This window comes from Oceanobacillus longus (assembly GCF_042650085.1).
In the GTDB taxonomy this organism is placed as follows: Bacteria; Bacillota; Bacilli; order Bacillales; family Amphibacillaceae; genus Oceanobacillus; species Oceanobacillus longus.
In genome coordinates this window covers 758,169-776,483 of the sequence record NZ_JBHSAO010000001.1, presented here as the reverse complement: position 1 = coordinate 776,483, position 18,315 = coordinate 758,169, and the positions used below count along the sequence as shown (strand labels likewise).

Here is an 18,315-nt window from a genome sequence, read left to right as displayed (position 1 = left end):
GGATTGATCCTAATAGATCTGTAGTATTCATTAAAATGATATACATAAGCAAATAAAAAAAACCTTTTCTTTGTCAATATTGACAAAGAAAAGGTTTTTAGTTTCATATTAAAGACCATTAAATGCTCGATAAGCCATGTTCTGTGCCTTTGTACTGCAAACGGTGGTCGGCCTCGTACTCCGGCTGTAATCATCTATCTACAAGTAATAACTTGTCCCTTTTTCGGTTGAATTCCCTACTAAAGGATGCCCCTACCATTATTTGGGTTGCTCACTCGTGGGGTTTACCCGTTCCACCTGAAATGTTTCCATTCAGCTACGTCACTGTGGCACTTTCAAGAATCGTTCCTTATCAAAGAGACTTAGGAATTCTTCTGCCGTTAGCTTATAAGCTACCTTGACTTATGAATTCATCAAGCACGAACACTACAAACATCTCAGTTTGTGCGAGCATGGACTTTCCTCTGCAAATATATGCAGCGATTACTTGAGCATTTAAGTAATGTTTTATAATCATATCATAATTTTAACGTGTTATCAATCGATGTTAAAAATTGGCAGAACAAGTGTATCTATTCTGCTGAATCAGCGAATTTCTTACCGAAAACAGCTTTTTCCAAATTGGACAGACGTTTTAACACATCATAGTTGACCTGTGTATTTGGTTGTGGGGCTCTTGTTCTTGGTTGTTCTACAGGGTTTTTTTTCAGTTTTTCATTTTCTGCCTGTAGTCTTTCTATTTCCTGCTTAAATATGTCATAATCCTGTATGACAGCATCCAGAAATTCATCAACCTCTTCCTGATTGTAACCTCTCATAGCTGTTTTAAAATCTTTCTCTAAAATATCTTTTCCACTTAATTGAACGCGGTTTAAACTCATCTCTTCACCTCATCATTTTCACTTATACTATTTTTAAATTTTACTCATGGTCAATTTTTAGTTTATTATTTAAGATTAATTTTTAGTACCAATTACGCTTTATTATATCATAAAAAAGGAAACTGAATATCAGTCTCCTTGTTAATATTAAAGATTCTTAATAATAAAGGAAAGTTTTTACGCCTAACAAGAAGAAATAAGTCTTTTGTAATAGAATCCTTTCTGATTCATTCAGCTGCCTAATAAATCTTCCGTATCAAATGAAAACGGAAGCAGTTCTTCCATTGTTAAAGATTTCGTTTCTTTAGTAAGGTTGGTCAAATGTATATTCATTGTCTTAGGGAAGAACTCACTCATTACTTGACGACAAGAACCACACGGAGGTACGGGTCTTGAAGTATCTGCCGCAACTGCAAGCTCCTGAAATTCTGTTTCCCCTTCAGATATTGCTTTAAATATAGCAACACGTTCTGCACAGCAAGAAACAGGATATGCAGCATTTTCAATATTGCACCCTGTATAAACCTTACCTGACTTAGTCAGTAATGCAGCTCCGACTTGAAACTTTGAGTATGGAGCATATGCATTATTCATAATTTTAATTGCTTCTTCAATTAAATGATCTGTTTTCATCGTTCATTTCACCCTTTTAAGTTTGTGCAGGTAATTATAAGAGAAATAAGAATTATTGTAAAGCTCTGTATCAGTACTTAAGGTCTAATGTCTTCTAAAAGCAAATCAAATACATACAGGATAGAATTGTGCAATTCCATATAGCGCTTTCTTCGTGCATCCACATAATAACTGTGCATTAAGACTAATTCCATATTTTCCTTTGTAGAGGTTATTTGTTGTGGATGTACGTTAGCCTTTCTTTCCTTAACGACTTTCAGTGCTGTTTCTTCCCATTTTTCCAAAAGTTCATAAACAGGCATCGTTTCATCTTTTACTTTTAGAAAGAAATTCTTATCTTTTGTGCTTTCAGGGGGTTCATTTTTCTCGAAAATGGCTTTTAATCGAATTAGATGTCTTTTTAATAATTCTGTTTGACTGCTTAGTTCCATATATGTTATCCGCCTTTGTATAGTAGTAAATCGATATATACTACTTTATCATTATTATAATCAAAAGGCATCTGATTAGCGTGTCATTTTATCAATAGTATTTTTAGTGTGATCGATTTGATGAATTTCATTTTGAAAATGTAACCATACTTCCCTATCGACGTTTATTTTTAACTTCTGGTCGATAAGGAGTAGTTGATCCGTCATTTCCTGTATGCTCAATTTTGCCTCATCGATGCTAATACCGTTCTTTTCCATTTCCATTTTGTCCAGGATTGCTGACATGTTATCACCCCTATTATTTATTTGTTATATAAATAATTCGCCGGATTCTTAAGACTCTCCTTCCCATTCGACAAAACTAGAAGTAATTGTACAAAACTAGTGTAATTACTTATCTTTTGTCCGAAATTAGGCAAACTAAAAAAAAGGAGGTGTTTCGATTGAAACAGTCAAAAAAAGAAAGACAACAAAGCAGCACAACAGACCGTAAAGCAAAATCCTTAAGAACTGGTGATAAAAAACTTAATGGTCCAAACCGTCCATCCACATAAATTTCCCGAAGTAAAAGGATTTGTACTGATTACTGGTACAAATCCTTTTTGCAAATTTTTTTAATATGATAATAAGCAAATAATAACTTTCTTTTAACATAAAAGGATTTCCCTATTTCCAACTTAGAAGATAGGTTGGATTTTTTAAGCCATTTTGTTTTCATACCCCCCCTTTTGTACCAATCATTTCGAATTATATCTTGATGGGTAACAACTGGATAGACATCTCTTAACTTCGAACTTCTTCTTAGATTTAGATTTAAAAATTGTTCATATTCATGACGAGAGCCGGTCGGTTCAACAGAATTTATAAAGTCAAGCAATTCATAGCGAATGGAGGGTATATCAATTAGTGCAGCTAATTTTTTTCCCACTTCTATTCTGTTGTCCACGTTTGTGAAACCATGTACATATAATCCGTAAATATTCCCTATAAGATTCGGTATCAAAACAGCGTTCATAAATAATATGTTTTGCAATTTATAGGGAATGGCTTTGAATACATGCGTTTTAAAGAAAGGTTGGTCAATAACAGGTAATTGTATGAGATTTTGTTCATTGATAATTAAAGAATTTACTAATCTATTCAAGTCACGTGATTTCCAGAAGTAATACCATTCATTAATCATAAAGGTGGAAACATTGAATTTAGAAAGCAAATGGAACAACGGTTGATTGAAGTCTTTAGAAAAACGATAAATCAGCAGCTGAGGATAGGCATCTGAAAAAATTAACCAATTAGCCCTCTCATAAGTCATGAATAAACGGTCTCTTTCTTTTTTGCTTAATATCCCCTGGAATGGGGGTAAACATAAATCAGTCATGTTCCAGCCTGCATTTCTAGACACGATACTGGCAATCAATGCCCATTTAATCTCAGGGTATTTCAAATAAAACTCTTGATAAGCTTTTGTTCTCGCGATATTGTCAGTATTATGTGTTGTGGTCAGATTTGTTATATAATGTAAGAGATGTTGGTGGTTATTAGTAATCATTGATCTGACACGTTCTTTCTTTTTGGAATAATAGAACATACGCATGCAGTACAGTTAAAAGTTATCATTTACCTTTTTTTCTGATATCATACTGTATTATGCTGGGAGGGAAAATCTTTTGAACTATCCAAATGGACAAAGAAAAACTTTGCCAGTCAGGAAGACACCGTCAGAAAAGGAATCTAAGAGTTTCAGTAATCGGGGAATGACTTTAGAGGATGACATAAATATAACGAATCAATTTTATTTGGATACAAATAAAGCTGTAATTCATAAAAAGCCAACCCCGGTACAAATCGTAAACGTGAACTATCCAAAACGTAGTGCTGCAGTAATTACAGAAGCATATTTCAAACAAGCTTCAACAACGGATTACAATGGCTTGTATCGTGGTAAATATATTGATTTTGAAGCTAAAGAAACAAAGAATAAGACGCTATTTCCTCTAGCTAATATTCATGATCATCAGATCAGTCATATGGAATCTATTATTGGGCATGGCGGAGTCAGTTTTTTAATCATTCGTTTTGCTGCCTATGATGAAACATATTTCATGGAAACAGAGAAACTTTTTTCATTTTGGAACGACAAATTGAAGGGTGGAAAAAAGTCCATTTCTTATGAGCAGGTAAAACAGAACAGTTTTCTTATTCCCTTTCAATATCAGACAAGAGTCGATTATTTATCAATCATAGATAAGCTTTATTTTTAGAGACGGAGGTATACAACGATGGCAGAAAACAGCCAGAGTCGATCAGCTAGACGAAAACAGAAAAAAACCAAAAAGAACAAACCGATTTGGAAGAAAATTTTATTAACAACTCTTATTATGATAGTCGCATTAGGAATCGGAGCAATCGTTACGAGTGCGTATTGGATAGCGACAGCACCAGAACTTGATGAATCACAGCTTTCCGTTCCCTTCTCCTCCACTTTGTACGATAAAAATGGTGAAGAATTCGCGAACCTAAGCGAAGAGGCACAACGTGAGAAGATTACCTATGAAGATATGCCACAGGTTTTAATAGATGCCGTAATTGCTACAGAGGATGCAAGGTTTTTTGAACATCCCGGTATTGATGTACGTCGAATAGGCGGTGCTGTACTCGCAAATATTACCGACGGATTTGGGTCGCAGGGAGCGAGTACCATAACCCAGCAAGTTGTTGAAAGAGCTTTTCTTACCCCGGATAAAAAAATTAGTTTAAAGGTTCAAGAAATGTGGCTTGCATTACAGTTGGAAAGAGAATATTCCAAAGAAGAGATCCTGGAAATGTACTTAAATGGTATCTTTTACGGAAGTAATTCATCAGGCGTTGCCAAGGCTGCAGAGAACTATTTTGGGAAAGAGGATTTAAATGATTTAACATTGCCAGAGGCCGCTATTCTTGCAGGTTTGCCACAGCGACCTACGGCATATAATCCATTTCAAAATCCTGACTTAACGAAAGATAGAATGAATACCGTATTAACATTAATGGTAAGACATGACAAAATTACACAAGCTGAGGCTGATGAAGCAAGAGAAGTAGACATCCCTTCCCTTCTTGTTGAATCACGGCCGGACTCATCAGCATATGAGGCATTCATTCAACAAGTTGAAAAAGAAGTAAGCGAAAAAATGGATGGAACGGATATCAATACAGATGGATTAAAGATTTACACCACATTGGATCCAAATGTACAGGAACATGTGGAATTCTTACTTACAGACAGTGAAGAAAACCCAATTAAATATCCGGATAATACCCAAGCTGCCATGACCGTTTTGGATACAAAAACGGGAGCAATTCAAGCAATAGGCGGCAGTCGCAATAATGAAGGTGATTATGGCTTTAACTATGCCATTGAAGGTGGTTCACAGTTAGGTTCAACAGCAAAACCAATTATGTCTTATGGACCTGCCATCGAATATAATCAAGTTTCCACGTATCACCAAATTAATGATGATGCACCAATTCCGATTCCGGGAACAGACCACTCGATTCGTAACTGGAATCGTACAAATGGAGGGTGGATGAGCGCAAGACATGCCTTAAGTCAATCACTTAATGTGCCGACTGTTAAGTTAATGGAGGAAGTTGGTATCGGAAAAGCCCAAGAGTTTGCGGAAAACCTTGGAATAAACTTTGCCAATGATCAAATGGCGCTTACGGATGTCATCGGTGGAGCAGGAACCAATGTTACACCACTTCAATTGTCTGGAGCCTTTCGCGCATTCGGTAATGAGGGGATCTATAATGAGCCATATGCTGTTACAAAAGTGGAATTCCCTGATGGTGAAGTTGTTGATTTAACACCAAAATCCGAAGCAGTTATGTCTGATTACACAGCATATATGGTAACAGACATGCTAAAAACGGTTGTTACAGAAGGTACTGGTACGGGTGCCAATGTCCCAGGTATACCAATTGCCGGTAAAACAGGTACAACCAATTTGGAGAATATAGAAGGAAGTCCGGATGCTTGGTTTGGCGGATATTCTACTAACTATACGATAGCCGCTTGGACAGGTGGTTATATTGTGGATGAAGAAGGTAAACCAAAGCGTGTTCCTCTTGAAGATACGAATATTTCGAAGGCATTATTCAAGAACACAATGGAAACCATTTCTGAAGGAAAAGATACAGCAGATTTCAAAAAACCAAGTTCTGTTGTGGAAGTACAAGTGGAAAAAGGCTCGAATCCACCTGCACTGCCAAGTGAATACACACCATCTTCACAAATTGTTACAGAGCTATTTGTAAAAGGAACAGAACCAACGAAAAGATCTGAAAAGTTTGATGAACTCGATCCTGTCTCAGGATTAAATGCGTCATACGACGAAGAGGCCAATTCGGTTCAAATTGAATGGGATTATGATACGGACGAAAATGTATCGTTTGAAGTTAGTGCCAGCGTTGATGGCGGGCAAATACAAAGCCTCTCATCTACAGAAGAAACTCAGATGGATATATCAGAAGTAGAACCAGGAGCAGCTTATGAGATACAGGTAGTCGTAACGAGTGGAACGATGACCAGTGAGCCTGCTACAACATCAGTAACAGTGCCTGGTGATGAAGAGGAAGAAACGATTCCTCCAGTAAGTGACTTGACTGCACAGTATATTGCTGACGATTCTTTAATTGATGTTTCGTGGAGCTATGAAGGTCCGTCTGCTTCTTTTGAAGTATCAGTCAATGGCCAAACTCAGAATGTACAGTCACAAGGGATTGAAATTAGTGGTGCTGCACCTGGGGAAACCTACACCATTGAGGTTACTCCGATTGGTCGAGATGGGGATAACGAAGGACAAAGAGGTCAGACACAAAGTACTAGTGTAGATGTCCCACCTGATGAAGAAGAAGATAGTGGGAATAATGAAAATAACGGTAATGGAAACAATGGGAATGGTAATAACGGTAATAACGGTAATAACGGCAATAATGGAAACGGAAACGGTGAAGATCAACAAGATGCAGATGAAACTGAAGAACCGGACCAAGAACCAGAACCAGAACCGGAGCCAGAACCAGAACCAGAACCAGAACCAGAACCAGAAGAACCGGATGAAACTGAAAACGAGTAGGTGTAGGTGAATAACAAAAAGAGGTAAACTCATGATGAGTTTACCTCTTTTATTGTGCATTTTGCTTTTTCATTCGTTTCTGTCCTTCTCTGCAAAGTTCCAGCAATGGACACTCCGGGCAATTAGGATTACGAGCTTTACAATGATATCTGCCAAAGAATATCATTCGGTGGTGTGTAACACTCCATTCATCACGCGGCACCTTTCGCATTAGAGTTTCCTCTACCTCTATGACAGAGTCTTTCCATCTGCAGATACCTAAACGTTTCGAAACACGCTCAACATGTGTATCCACTGCAATGGCAGGCTCATTAAACGCGATAGAGGCTACAACGTTTGCAGTTTTTCTGCCAACGCCGGCAAGCTTTATTAAATCTTCTTTAGTTCGGGGTACTTTCCCGTTATAATCATCCAGTAACATTTGGCATAATTTTTTAATGTTTTTTGCTTTTGTACGGTATAGACCAATGGATTTAATATCATTCTCCAGTTCCTCAAGTGAGACTTCTAAGTAGTCTTCCGGTTTTTTATACTTCTTGAAAAGGTTAGCAGTTACTTTATTAACAAGTTTGTCCGTACATTGTGCGGAAAGTAAAACGGCGATCACAAGTTCAAATGGATTGGAATGTACCAACTCACCCTTCGCATCTGGAAACATTTCCGCCATCTCATCAAGGCAATATCTAATCTGCTTTCTGTTAAGCATTATTTTAGTCTTCTCCTTCCAACCAGTTGTAATAAAAGGATGTATCTCTTTTTATTGTTTTTTCTTCTTTTGTGCTTTTTCTATTATGAAAGTTTTTGGTTGCTTGACGGGCTTGGTCTACAGTATGGATACCTTTTTTCTTCCACTCCCGAAGAATACGATCAATATATTTGAAATTCAGTTTACCCATTAGTACAGATTCTCTTAAGCCAGCTTTAATTAGCGAAGGTTCGATTTCATCTTCATCCATCCAGGCATTAATTGTTTCAATTTCAAACGGAGATAATGGCCGTCCAAATTCCTGCTCAAACAGAATAAAAATAGTACCAACTGTTTGATCTTCATCGGGTTTATCCTCTTCCTGTGTAAACATCTTTTCCCACAATGGGTTTAGACTATAAGCTTCACTTAATTGATGCTTTTCATTTTCTTTTTGTTCTATCGAAAGCAGGTTTTTCTGAATTAATGTGCGAAGCATATTCGCACATTCTTTTTCATTCATCGTGACATATTGAGAAAGGTCGTATGGCGTTGGAAAGTCATTATTATCCTCTAAATAGCGTAATAATTGAAGAATAATCATTACCTCTTTTTCATCTAGACCTATTGATTTATACTTTGAAAGCAAAATACTTGGTATGTTCAATTGATTGGAAAGGATTTGTTGAATAGAAATTTTTTTTGTCATAATTCTAGCACCTCTATATTAGTATAGCATGAACGAGAAGTCATTCTAAGAAATTAAAAACCCTTGCTACGTATTTGCAAGGGATTTTAATATAATTATATTTCTTATGGATATAGCCGATTTAGTAATCTTGGGAATGGAATGGTCTCCCTGACATGGTCAACACCTGATAGCCATGCAACTGTTCTTTCAAGTCCCAATCCAAAGCCAGAATGTGGAACACTTCCATATTGTCTTAATTCCATATACCACTTATAAGCAGGTCCATTCAATCCGTGCTGATCGTATCTTTCTTTCATCAATTCCAGATCATCGATACGTTGTGAGCCACCTATAATTTCTCCATAACCTTCTGGGGCAATTAAATCTGCACAGAGTACGACATCTGAGCGTTCCGGATCAGGTTTCATATAAAATGCTTTGATTTCGGCTGGATAATTTGTAATGAAAACTGGTTTTTCAAAGTGTTCAGCAATTGCTGTTTCATGTGGAGACCCAAAATCTTCTCCCCATTCGATATCATCGAACCCTTTTTTCTTTAATAATTCAATAGCATCATCATAGGAAATCCTAGGGAAAGGAGCTTTGATTAGTTCTAATTTAGACGTATCACGTTCTAAAACATCTAGTTCAAGCTTACAATTATCAAGTACAGATTGTGCAATATAACTCACATAATTCTCTTGGATCTGCAAGCTTTCCTCATGATTAACAAATGCCATTTCAGGTTCAATCATCCAGAATTCAATTAAATGTCTGCGTGTTTTTGATTTTTCAGCGCGGAAAGTAGGCCCGAAAGAAAATACTTTTCCAAATGCCATCGCTGCAGCTTCCATATATAATTGTCCGCTTTGTGATAAATATGCTTCTTCATCAAAGTACTTTGTATGGAATAATTCAGTTGTCCCTTCTGCTGATGACCCTGTAAGGATTGGCGGATCAATTTTAACAAAATCATTTTCATTGAAGAACTTATACGTCGAGCGAATAATTTCATTTCTGATTTTCATAACAGCATGCTGTTTTTTGGAACGTAGCCACAAATGGCGATGATCCATTAAAAATTCAGTACCATGTTCTTTTGGTGTAATTGGATAATCAGCCGCTTCATGGATGACTTCAATTTCACTAACCTGTATCTCATAACCGAATGCAGAGCGCGTGTCTTCAACAATTTTTCCGGTTATATACATGGATGTTTCTTGTGTTAAATTTTTAGCCAGATTAAATGTTTCTTCGGATACTTCGCTTTTTACGACAACACCTTGCATGAATCCTGTCCCGTCACGTAACTGGAGAAAAGCAATCTTTCCACTGGATCTTTTATTTGCAAGCCATGCACCAATCGTAACAGTTTGTTCCTTATGCTTTGACGCTTGTGATATGGTTATTTTCATAAATAGTTGACCTCCATCTTACTTAGACTGATTATTTACGACAAATCGTTTTATTCTTTTGGCAGCTTCTGTTAATTCTTCTAAAGATAATGCATAGGATAGACGTGCATTATCTGGTGACCCAAATCCAGATCCTGGTACAAGTGCGACTTTTTCTTCCTCAAGTAATGCTGTAACCCATTCATCTACACTTGTAAATCCATTCTTGGTAGCTGCTTCTTTTACATTTGGAAATAGATAGAAGGCTCCTTCTGGTTTCACACAGCTTATACCAGGAATATCATTTATTAAATCGTAAAAAACATCAAGTCTGTCTGCAAAGACCTGTTTTAATTCTAGTGTTGTGTCTTCTTCCGTGCTGTATGCAGCAAGTGCAGCATATTGAGCAATCGAAGTAGGATTTGAAGTAGAATGCGAAGCTAGGTTAGTCATCGCTTTGATGATTTCTTTTGACCCTGCTGCATAACCAATTCTCCAACCAGTCATTGCATGTGATTTAGAAACACCATTAATAATAACAGTTTGTTCCTTTAATTCGTTTGAAAGAGATGCGATTGAAGTATGTGGCTTTTCTGTGTAAATAAGTTTTTCATATATTTCATCTGAAATGATCAAGATATTATGTTTCAGGCAGACTTCACCAATTTTTTCCAGTTCATCCTTATTATACATCATCCCAGTAGGATTGGATGGTGAATTAATAACTACTGCTTTTGTTTTGTCTGTAATTGCCTCTTCCAATTCGTTTGGTGTAATTTTGAAATGATTTTTTTCAGAAGCTTGAACAAATACGGCACTTCCTTCAGCTAGTTTAATTTGCTCAGGATAGCTCACCCAGTATGGAGAAGGTACAATTACTTCATCCCCTTTGTTAAGAATTACTTGAAACAATGTATAAAGTGCGTGTTTTGCTCCTGTTGTAACAATAATTTGGTCATTCGCATAGGATAATTCATTGTCATCAGTGAACTTTGCAGCAATTGCTTTTTTAAGTTCAACAATTCCTCCTGCTGGTGTATATTTAGTCATGCCATCATCCATTGCTTTTTTTGCAGCTTCCAGTATGTAGTCTGGTGTATTGAAGTCAGGTTCCCCTGCTCCCAGGCCAATGACGTCATGGCCTTGTTGTTTTAATTCTTTTGCTTTTGCAGTAATTGCCAAAGTGGATGAAGGTGATAATGTTTTTACTCGATGTGCTAATTCCATTTTTTAGTTCCCCTCTCTAATTAAACATCTTTTTAAATACGTAGCTTTCAACTGGTGAGCCATCATAAATGGAAAGATAATCCATGACATAACGATTATTATTGTCATGATACGTTATTTCCCATAGAGGCTCATCATTTTCCAATGCAGGATTAATTTTTACGAATTCGCATTCGTTGCATTGTGTTCTCCAAAGATTTACAGTTTCTTCTTCTGACAGTACCTTGGACCTGTCAATCGTTGTAAGTTCTTTTTCATTACCTTCGAGTGGATAGAAAATGAGCTTTTCCTCATTCTCATCATTTACACCAAATATGACATGGTAAGACGTTGAACCATTGTATCGTTCAATTTTTTTTACTTCTGTTATGGATGTTTGGTTCAGGATTTGCTTTGAGGTTTCATGAAATCCTTCTGTCTTGCTATCATATAAATCATTGTACAAGTATACCGCATATATGATACAAGCTAAAATAATAACCAATAACAGTAACGAACTCCATAGTAGCCAACCGGACCTCGAACTACGCATATATCTCATCCAGTGGATTCAATTTTAGTCTATTCATAGATGAAAATTGGAGTGTACGTAGCGAAATCCCTCCATTATACCTATTCATCTGTATTCCTCCAATTTTATTCCTTCATGTTTTATCAATTTTTACTATACATAGCTCGTAACAGTAAGTAAACACTATGTATAAGTTAAATTGATGTACAAAGTATGATTACAGTCAATTAGCCCAAGAAGGTAATTTACTTTTTATATTCAATTTGACAAAAAATATTCCTAACCCACACAACATATCTAACTTCCCTACTGATACAATACGGTTGTATCAGTAGTTTTTTTACTCGAAGTTAAAACCATTCTTCTGCTTTAGTCAGTAGGTTTTTGGTCGAATCAAATGTTAAAGGAACATCTGGGATGGACTCCGTAAAAAATTTTCCATACCTCGTTTTAATAATTCGTGCATCACAGACAAAGACAATCCCTCTGTCGCTTGAAGAGCGAATTAAACGTCCAAAACCTTGCTTGAATTTAATCACAGCGTTTGGTAATGATAATTCCATAAATCCATTTTTCCCATTTTCTTTCAGCATTTTTGATTTTGCTTCAAATACTGGATGATTCGGGGGCTGGAACGGAAGTCTGACGATCATGAGACAGGATAAATCTTCACCTGGTATATCCACCCCTTCCCAAAAGGAACTTGTACCGAGAAGAATTGCCTGATCAAACGTCTGAAAGTTTTTTTTAAGCCTTGATCTGCTTCCACTTGTAATCCCTTGGCCAATAAGTATATATTCATTATCCGTAATAATTTCCTTTAATAATGAATATGACTTTTTCAACATATCATAAGAAGTAAATAAAACAAGCATTCTTCCTTTTGTTATTTCGGCCAAAGAGATAATTGCTTCACATGTTGCATAGATAAAATCATCCATATTTCCGTACTTTATATCAGGGAAATCATTAGGAATAAGTAATTGAACCTGGTCCTTGTATGAAAATGGTGATTCTATTTTTTTTGTTATTAGTCGATCCGGTTTTAAACCGAGTCTTTTCTGTATAAAGTCAAAGGAATTCTTCATGGTAAGTGTGGCGCTTGTCAAGATAACGCTTTTTTTACTCTCGAAAAATTCATCTGCCAGCAATTCAGAGATATCGGAAGGTTCACTGTATAAGTAAACAGCATTCTTACTTCCCTTTGTATCAATCTCAATCCATTTTATTTGAGGGACAGTACCTTCTGTAAAAAATAACAGCTCCAAACCATCGATAAAGTCTTGAAGAATTGCTGTCATTGATAATAAATCTTCCCTGTCGTATTTATCCAATACTTCCCGCTCGGACAAATGCTGTTCAATTATAGATAAAATGTGAATCGCGTCCCTCATATAAAATGTTACTCTTGATACCATTTCTTTAATAATCGACCAAGTTGTTTGTTCTTCCTTTTCTTCCTTGAATCGATACTGCAGTCGCCCAATATCACTTAAGGATTTACTGTTTTTATGTTGTGAGACAACATATTGATAAAGCGTTTGAAATAAGTCATCTATTTCGTATTTTGTTTTATCAAGAATTTCATCCCAACTTTCAATTGGAATATGTTCCTCTGTTAATGAATAATTTTTCAGAACCTTACCAAACATTTTCCCATCATTGGAACGACCAATTTGATTAAACGTAAACTGCATATTGATGTAATCCAGTTTCATCCCATAATGACGAGAGGCAGTATCTTCAAAATGGTGGGCCTCATCGATAATTACTTTCTCATAACCTGGTAAAAATTGATAATCATTAAACATATCTGTGCAAAGTAGTGCATGATTTGTAATGATTATATCAGCTTTTTGGGCCTTTCTTCTAGCCTTCTGATAATAAGACCTCGAAAACCAAGGTGACTGGGGATCTACATTACTTTCAGCATCTGTAGAAATCTTTTTATAAAAAAAGTATCCGCTTGTTGGTAACTGTACTTCATCAATATCTCCAGTCTCCGTCTCTGTCAACCATACAAGCAGCATTGCTTTTGTTAATGCTGTGTCATAGTTATCTGTTTGCGTGTTATCCAATTCATGTGTAAATTTCTCCAAACTTATGTAATGACTTTTTCCTTTTAACAATGCAACTTTGAAAGGAATCTCTATGAAATCTCTTATGGATGGGATCTCCTCATCAAGTAACTGGCTCTGCAGTTGAGTTGTATAGGTGCTAATAATAATTTTATGTTTCGTTTTTACTGCCTCATAGACTGCAGGAATTAAATAGCCAAGAGACTTACCTGTTCCAGTTTCTGCTTCAATTAACGCATGACTTGATGAATGAAATGAATCATATATGATTTCTGACATTTCTCTTTGGCCAGCACGCTTTTCGTATTTAGTAAACTGCCTTTGCATCGAGCCATTCTCTTCATATATTTCATCCAAGTATTCTCCAAATGAGGTTTCCACGACATATGTTTCTTTTATGATGTCATCGATATGTTTAAACGCTAAACCTTTAAAAGATGTAATATCTTTTTGATCAGCTATCGAAAACGCTAATTCCTCTAATCTTTCTGATAATAGTTCCTTCACGTCAGAGATAAACATTTTTTCAAGCTTAAATAAATGATCAATTGTCTCATATGGCAGAGATTCTAATTTTTCTTTTAGCTTTATGAATAATTTAGCAGTTACATATGCATCTGAAAGTGCACGATGTGGATCTTCGTGGCGGATATCCAAATAACTGGCAAGCTGGCCCAACTTATAACTTGGTGCTTTTGGAAATAAAATTCTTGATAATTCCACAGTATCCAATACGGGATTCATTAGTCTTTCTCTTCCATTTGCTGCAAGTTCTGCATTAAGAAATCCAAGATCAAACGTGACATTATGTGCAATTAAATAACTGTCTTTAAATATATCAATAATTTTGTCCGCTTTTTCATAAAATAATGGTGCTTCTACGACGTCCTCATCTGATATCCCGGTTAAATTTGAAATAAACGGTGGAATGGATTTGCTTGGATTCAATAAGGTCGTACGGGTATCAGTGATTACATTATTTTCAATAACAACGATACCGACTTCAATTATTTTATCATTTTTGGACGGAGAGTGTCCTGTAGTTTCGAGATCGACTACTACAAATTTATCCATCTTTCCCACCTTGCTTTCTAATCGAGCTGGTTAATAGTAAAACTCTTATCAATGAAGTCGATAAGAGTTCTTAAATCTTGCATGTAAGCCTACATGATTGTTAGAGGCGGCTCTTGTTCAATGAGTTGTTCAACTTGATTATATTTATTCATAATAGCAACTTTTGGACGATGAGATTCTAATTCTTCCTCTGAAACAACTGCATAGGAAACGATAATAACGATGTCTCCTTCTTGTACAAGCCTCGCTGCTGCTCCATTAAGGCATATTACCCCTGTCCCTCTTTCACCGGGAATTACATATGTTTCAAGGCGTTCTCCGTTATTATTATTGACTATTTGGACCTTTTCATGTGGTAATATGTCCACTTGTTCTAATATGGATTCATCGATCGTAACACTTCCAACGTAATTCAGGTTAGCTTCAGTAACCCTTGCACGATGAATTTTACTTTTCATCATAGTGCGGAACATTTCAATTCCTCCTACTCAAATTGGCTCTTTATCTGTCCCTTTGCATTTAAAATAATATTGTCGATTATTCTTGCTTCTTCAAAGTAAATGGCGGCAGCCAAAATTATATTTTGATTTGTATCTAAGACAGGCAAAAGATCCGGGTAGCTCAACATTTCAATATAATCAACTTTGCCGGAAACATGTTCTCTTAATAATTCGTGGACCTCTTTAACAATGATATCAGGATTTTTAACTCCGTCAACTACTAATTGCTGGCCATGCAACAGGCTTTTGTATAGCCAGACTGCTTCTTTCCGTTCCTGTTCGTTTAAGAAAACATTTCTACTGCTTTTAGCTAGCCCATCCGCTTCTCTTGTGGTTGGAACACCTATCAATTTAATTGGGAAATTATGATCTCTTATCAGGGCTTCTACCACTGCAACCTGCTGAGCATCCTTTAAACCGAAGTACGTTTTGTCCGGTAAAACAATATGAAATAATTTTGTTAAAACAGTCAGAACGCCATCAAAGTGACCAGGTCTTGAGTTTCCACATAAAACGTTAACTCGTCTTTCCATGTGCATCTTAATCAGCTGCTTATCCGGATACATTTCGTCTACACTTGGAAGGAAAAGATAGTCGATTCCTGCTTCTTCTGCTTCCCTCGTATCTTTCTCTTTATTTCTTGGATATTTCTCAAAATCCTCATTCGGACCGAACTGCAATGGATTTACAAAAATACTTGTTATAACAATATCATTCTCTTTTCTTGCTTGCTTCATCAAATTAAGATGACCTTCATGAAAATAGCCCATTGTTGCAACATAACCTATTTGCTTTTGCTCATTTTTTAATTGGATACTGATAAGCTGCATTTCCTTTACAGTTCTAATGATTTGCATCGTTATCCCCACTTTGGAGTAATAATTTTCAATTCGGAAAGATTGATGACTACCTAATCTTGTTCTGTAAACCAATCAATTTCAGCTGAATAAAGTTTCACAGGAGTTCCATCCTTGGATTCAGTCAACAAGGCACCTTCGTCTGATATGCCGAGAAATTTCCCTTGCCATTTGTCATTGAATGTTTTAATAGCGATGTTCTCCCCAATTTTAAATCCATAGTTTTCCCATTTCTTTTTAGTCGGGGCAAAGCCATCTTCCATGTATGCATCATAGGCAGTTTCGAAGGCAATAAGTAATTTTTGAATGATATCCTTAACGGACCATTCTTTTTCTGTTTCGATTCGTAGTGATGTAGCTTTTGATTGTATATCCTCATTCAAATCATGAATAGAATGATTAACATTTAAACCAATACCAATCAATATATATTGAATTTGATCCTGTTCGGACTGCATTTCTGTCAGAATTCCTGCTGTCTTTTTCCTGTTTAATAATATATCATTCGGCCATTTAATAAGTGGTTCAACATTTTCGATTTTGCTTAAAACTTCGGCTAGGACAGTTGCTGTTACTAATGTTAATTGAGAAGCATGATTAGGCGGTATTTCCGGTCTTAATAGGATGCTGAGCCATATACCCTTCTCTTTAGAAGAATGCCAGGAACGGTTCATTCTCCCTCTCCCCATTGTTTGTTCGTCAGCAACAACAATTGTACCATGCGGTGAATTTTCCCTTGCAGCCTGATGAGCAATGGTCTGCGTGGATTCGACAGTTTCCAAATGTATTACTTTCTTAGCAATCCATTTGGAATCCAATCCCCATTTAATTGTATTACTACTCAACTTCTCAGGATATTTCTTGATTCTGTATCCTTTTCTCGGTTTAGCCTCAATTTGATAACCATCTTTTTCAAGCTCTTTCATATGTTTCCAGACAGCGTTTCTTGATATATTCAGAGAATCGGATAATACTTGTCCTGAAATAAAGCTATCCTTATTCTCAGCCAATAGATTGATTAATCGATCGCGGGTGGATTCCATTTTACCCAATCCTTTATAACGTTTTTATTATTCATTAATTTACCTGTAACAACCTCTTGTTCAATTTGATTGATGACATGGTTTAACCAAGGTCCCTTTTTCCTCTCGGGAAATAATTCGATTAAATCATGTCCATTGATTGCCAAATCACTTTTTTGATAAATCTCCAGTTTGTTTTCAATCATTACCATTTGTTGCATGCTGACACTCGTATCCTCCAATATATGAACTAAACGGACAAAGCCAGCATAGAACTCAGGTCTTAATCGGTATACGAGCATATTATCCAACCCATTTACGGTGTAATGTTTATATGCTTCCAACAATTGACTTGCCTCAAATTTCGTCTTGTTCGAGCACTTCCATTTGGTGACCCAATGGTTTATGGTTACTTCTGGTTTCAAGAGGTGTAATAGAGTAATTACCTCACCAAAAGATTTTAATGGCTTCATGGTTGAAGGAATTAGATTAATTATATCAGGAAAATCAGAGAAAACAGGAAGAAATTTCCCTATTTCCAGATTTTTTACGTATTGAATACCAGTTGTAATATAGGTTCCAGCAAATAGCTTTGTAAATTCATTTGTTATACGTTCCATTGCAAGACTTTTTATTTCATGCCGCACCAATTTTATATCATCCAGAGTTTCTGGATGGATCGTGAATCCCAGCTGACTGGAGAAGCGAAGCGCTCGAATGATACGTAAAGGGTCTTCGGTAAATCGTTCATACCCATTTCCGACCGTACGAATGATTTCTTTCTGTATATCTTCTTTACCACCAAATAAATCAATCATGTCCCCTCTTAAATTCATTGCGAGTGCATTAATAGTAAAATCGCGTCTTTCTAAGTCTTTATCAATCTTGTCAATAAATTGAACGGTATCAGGATGACGTTTATCTGAGTAGTTTCCATCCATTCGAAAGGTAGTAACTTCATAGGATTCTTTTTCGTACCTTACGATGACTGTACCGTGTTCAATGCCGACTGGAATTACTTTAGGGAAAATTTCTTGGATATACTCCGGTGATGCAGAGGTGGCAATGTCGATATCGCCCAGTGGTCGATTTAACAAAAGATCGCGTACACACCCACCTACAAAATATGCTTGGTGATTGTGTTTCTCAATATGCTCCAGTACTGGTTTCGCCATTAAAAATGCCTTCGGTAACATTCTATTCACCATTTTCTC

At 36.3% G+C, this 18,315-nt stretch carries 18 protein-coding genes and 1 other RNA gene; 3 read left to right on the top strand and 16 right to left on the bottom strand.

The genetic code is table 11. From position 1 onward, the window contains the following. Positions 1-125: 125 nt before the first annotated feature. The 5 genes from rnpB to ACFOUV_RS04005 form a co-directional block, all read right to left on the bottom strand. Positions 126-495, bottom strand: an RNA gene (gene rnpB / locus ACFOUV_RS04025) — RNase P RNA component class B. A 77-nt stretch (positions 496-572) separates the two neighbouring features. Then, complete coding sequence (gpsB, locus tag ACFOUV_RS04020; protein WP_379495468.1) at positions 573-881, bottom strand: cell division regulator GpsB; 309 nt, start codon at positions 879-881, stop codon at positions 573-575. Between the two features lie 231 nt (positions 882-1,112). Next, positions 1,113-1,514, bottom strand: a complete 402-nt coding sequence (locus ACFOUV_RS04015; protein WP_379495467.1) for a cytidine deaminase — start codon at positions 1,512-1,514, stop codon at positions 1,113-1,115. Between the two features lie 77 nt (positions 1,515-1,591). Beyond that, complete coding sequence (locus ACFOUV_RS04010) at positions 1,592-1,945, bottom strand: DUF1798 family protein (protein ID WP_379495466.1); 354 nt, start codon at positions 1,943-1,945, stop codon at positions 1,592-1,594. Positions 1,946-2,020: 75 nt separating this feature from the next. Further along, positions 2,021-2,230 (bottom strand): hypothetical protein, encoded by a 210-nt coding sequence (locus ACFOUV_RS04005; protein ID WP_379495465.1) that lies wholly within the window; start codon positions 2,228-2,230, stop codon positions 2,021-2,023. Positions 2,231-2,388: 158 nt separating this feature from the next. Here ACFOUV_RS04005 and ACFOUV_RS04000 point away from each other — a divergent pair, with 158 nt between their 5' ends. Beyond that, entirely contained in the window at positions 2,389-2,499 is a 111-nt protein-coding gene (locus tag ACFOUV_RS04000) for a spore protein (RefSeq protein ID WP_379495464.1), read from the top strand. Between the two features lie 29 nt (positions 2,500-2,528). Here ACFOUV_RS04000 and ACFOUV_RS03995 read toward each other — a convergent pair whose 3' ends face one another. Continuing rightward, positions 2,529-3,494, bottom strand: coding sequence for a DUF2515 family protein (locus ACFOUV_RS03995; RefSeq protein WP_379495463.1), 966 nt, complete (start codon positions 3,492-3,494; stop codon positions 2,529-2,531). Positions 3,495-3,612: 118 nt separating this feature from the next. Between ACFOUV_RS03995 and recU the strand changes: the two genes are divergently transcribed. Beyond that, on the top strand, positions 3,613-4,206 hold the full coding sequence (gene recU / locus ACFOUV_RS03990) for a Holliday junction resolvase RecU (RefSeq protein WP_379495462.1): 594 nt from the start codon (positions 3,613-3,615) through the stop codon (positions 4,204-4,206). 18 nt (positions 4,207-4,224) lie between these two features. After that, positions 4,225-7,062, top strand: a complete 2,838-nt coding sequence (locus ACFOUV_RS03985) for a transglycosylase domain-containing protein (RefSeq protein ID WP_379495461.1) — start codon at positions 4,225-4,227, stop codon at positions 7,060-7,062. Positions 7,063-7,111: 49 nt separating this feature from the next. Here the strand turns inward: ACFOUV_RS03985 and nth are convergent, their stop codons facing one another. The 10 genes from nth to ACFOUV_RS03935 all read right to left on the bottom strand — a co-directional run bounded on the left by nth (position 7,112) and on the right by ACFOUV_RS03935 (position 18,309). Next, complete coding sequence (gene nth, locus ACFOUV_RS03980) at positions 7,112-7,768, bottom strand: endonuclease III (protein WP_379495460.1); 657 nt, start codon at positions 7,766-7,768, stop codon at positions 7,112-7,114. A 4-nt stretch (positions 7,769-7,772) separates the two neighbouring features. Then, positions 7,773-8,456 (bottom strand): DnaD domain-containing protein, encoded by a 684-nt coding sequence (locus tag ACFOUV_RS03975; RefSeq protein ID WP_379495459.1) that lies wholly within the window; start codon positions 8,454-8,456, stop codon positions 7,773-7,775. A 104-nt stretch (positions 8,457-8,560) separates the two neighbouring features. Next, complete coding sequence (asnS, locus tag ACFOUV_RS03970) at positions 8,561-9,853, bottom strand: asparagine--tRNA ligase (RefSeq protein ID WP_379495458.1); 1,293 nt, start codon at positions 9,851-9,853, stop codon at positions 8,561-8,563. Between the two features lie 18 nt (positions 9,854-9,871). Next, the gene (locus ACFOUV_RS03965; protein WP_379495457.1) at positions 9,872-11,059 is read right to left on the bottom strand and encodes a pyridoxal phosphate-dependent aminotransferase; all 1,188 of its coding nucleotides are present in this window, start codon (positions 11,057-11,059) and stop codon (positions 9,872-9,874) included. A gap of 16 nt (positions 11,060-11,075) precedes the next feature. Next, entirely contained in the window at positions 11,076-11,591 is a 516-nt protein-coding gene (locus ACFOUV_RS03960) for a cell wall elongation regulator TseB-like domain-containing protein (RefSeq protein ID WP_379495456.1), read from the bottom strand. A gap of 329 nt (positions 11,592-11,920) precedes the next feature. After that, positions 11,921-14,722, bottom strand: a complete 2,802-nt coding sequence (dinG, locus tag ACFOUV_RS03955; protein ID WP_379495455.1) for an ATP-dependent DNA helicase DinG — start codon at positions 14,720-14,722, stop codon at positions 11,921-11,923. 89 nt (positions 14,723-14,811) lie between these two features. Then, a complete protein-coding gene (panD, locus tag ACFOUV_RS03950) occupies positions 14,812-15,195 on the bottom strand; it encodes an aspartate 1-decarboxylase (protein ID WP_379495454.1) in 384 nt (127 codons plus the stop codon). An 11-nt stretch (positions 15,196-15,206) separates the two neighbouring features. Further along, the gene (gene panC / locus ACFOUV_RS03945; RefSeq protein WP_379495453.1) at positions 15,207-16,079 is read right to left on the bottom strand and encodes a pantoate--beta-alanine ligase; all 873 of its coding nucleotides are present in this window, start codon (positions 16,077-16,079) and stop codon (positions 15,207-15,209) included. A gap of 53 nt (positions 16,080-16,132) precedes the next feature. Further along, entirely contained in the window at positions 16,133-17,122 is a 990-nt protein-coding gene (locus tag ACFOUV_RS03940) for a biotin--[acetyl-CoA-carboxylase] ligase (protein ID WP_379495452.1), read from the bottom strand. Then, on the bottom strand, positions 17,098-18,309 hold the full coding sequence (locus ACFOUV_RS03935; protein WP_379495451.1) for a CCA tRNA nucleotidyltransferase: 1,212 nt from the start codon (positions 18,307-18,309) through the stop codon (positions 17,098-17,100). Before ACFOUV_RS03935 ends, ACFOUV_RS03940 begins: the two co-directional genes overlap by 25 nt. Positions 18,310-18,315 lie beyond the last annotated feature (6 nt).

Bases quoted from the DNA above. Each gene is read 5' to 3' on its own strand.
- ACFOUV_RS03995 (WP_379495463.1), bottom strand. From the start codon at position 3,494: ATGATTACTAATAACCACCAACATCTCTTACATTATATAACAAATCTG.
- asnS (WP_379495458.1), bottom strand. From the start codon at position 9,853: ATGAAAATAACCATATCACAAGCGTCAAAGCATAAGGAACAAACTGTT.
- dinG (WP_379495455.1), bottom strand. From the start codon at position 14,722: ATGGATAAATTTGTAGTAGTCGATCTCGAAACTACAGGACACTCTCCG.
- gpsB (WP_379495468.1), bottom strand. From the start codon at position 881: ATGAGTTTAAACCGCGTTCAATTAAGTGGAAAAGATATTTTAGAGAAA.
- nth (WP_379495460.1), bottom strand. From the start codon at position 7,768: ATGCTTAACAGAAAGCAGATTAGATATTGCCTTGATGAGATGGCGGAA.
- ACFOUV_RS03935 (WP_379495451.1), bottom strand. From the start codon at position 18,309: ATGGTGAATAGAATGTTACCGAAGGCATTTTTAATGGCGAAACCAGTA.
- ACFOUV_RS04005 (WP_379495465.1), bottom strand. From the start codon at position 2,230: ATGTCAGCAATCCTGGACAAAATGGAAATGGAAAAGAACGGTATTAGC.
- ACFOUV_RS04010 (WP_379495466.1), bottom strand. From the start codon at position 1,945: ATGGAACTAAGCAGTCAAACAGAATTATTAAAAAGACATCTAATTCGA.
- ACFOUV_RS03975 (WP_379495459.1), bottom strand. From the start codon at position 8,456: ATGACAAAAAAAATTTCTATTCAACAAATCCTTTCCAATCAATTGAAC.
- ACFOUV_RS03965 (WP_379495457.1), bottom strand. From the start codon at position 11,059: ATGGAATTAGCACATCGAGTAAAAACATTATCACCTTCATCCACTTTG.
- panC (WP_379495453.1), bottom strand. From the start codon at position 16,079: ATGCAAATCATTAGAACTGTAAAGGAAATGCAGCTTATCAGTATCCAA.
- ACFOUV_RS03960 (WP_379495456.1), bottom strand. From the start codon at position 11,591: ATGCGTAGTTCGAGGTCCGGTTGGCTACTATGGAGTTCGTTACTGTTA.
- ACFOUV_RS03940 (WP_379495452.1), bottom strand. From the start codon at position 17,122: ATGGAATCCACCCGCGATCGATTAATCAATCTATTGGCTGAGAATAAG.
- panD (WP_379495454.1), bottom strand. From the start codon at position 15,195: ATGTTCCGCACTATGATGAAAAGTAAAATTCATCGTGCAAGGGTTACT.
- ACFOUV_RS03985 (WP_379495461.1), top strand. From the start codon at position 4,225: ATGGCAGAAAACAGCCAGAGTCGATCAGCTAGACGAAAACAGAAAAAA.
- ACFOUV_RS04015 (WP_379495467.1), bottom strand. From the start codon at position 1,514: ATGAAAACAGATCATTTAATTGAAGAAGCAATTAAAATTATGAATAAT.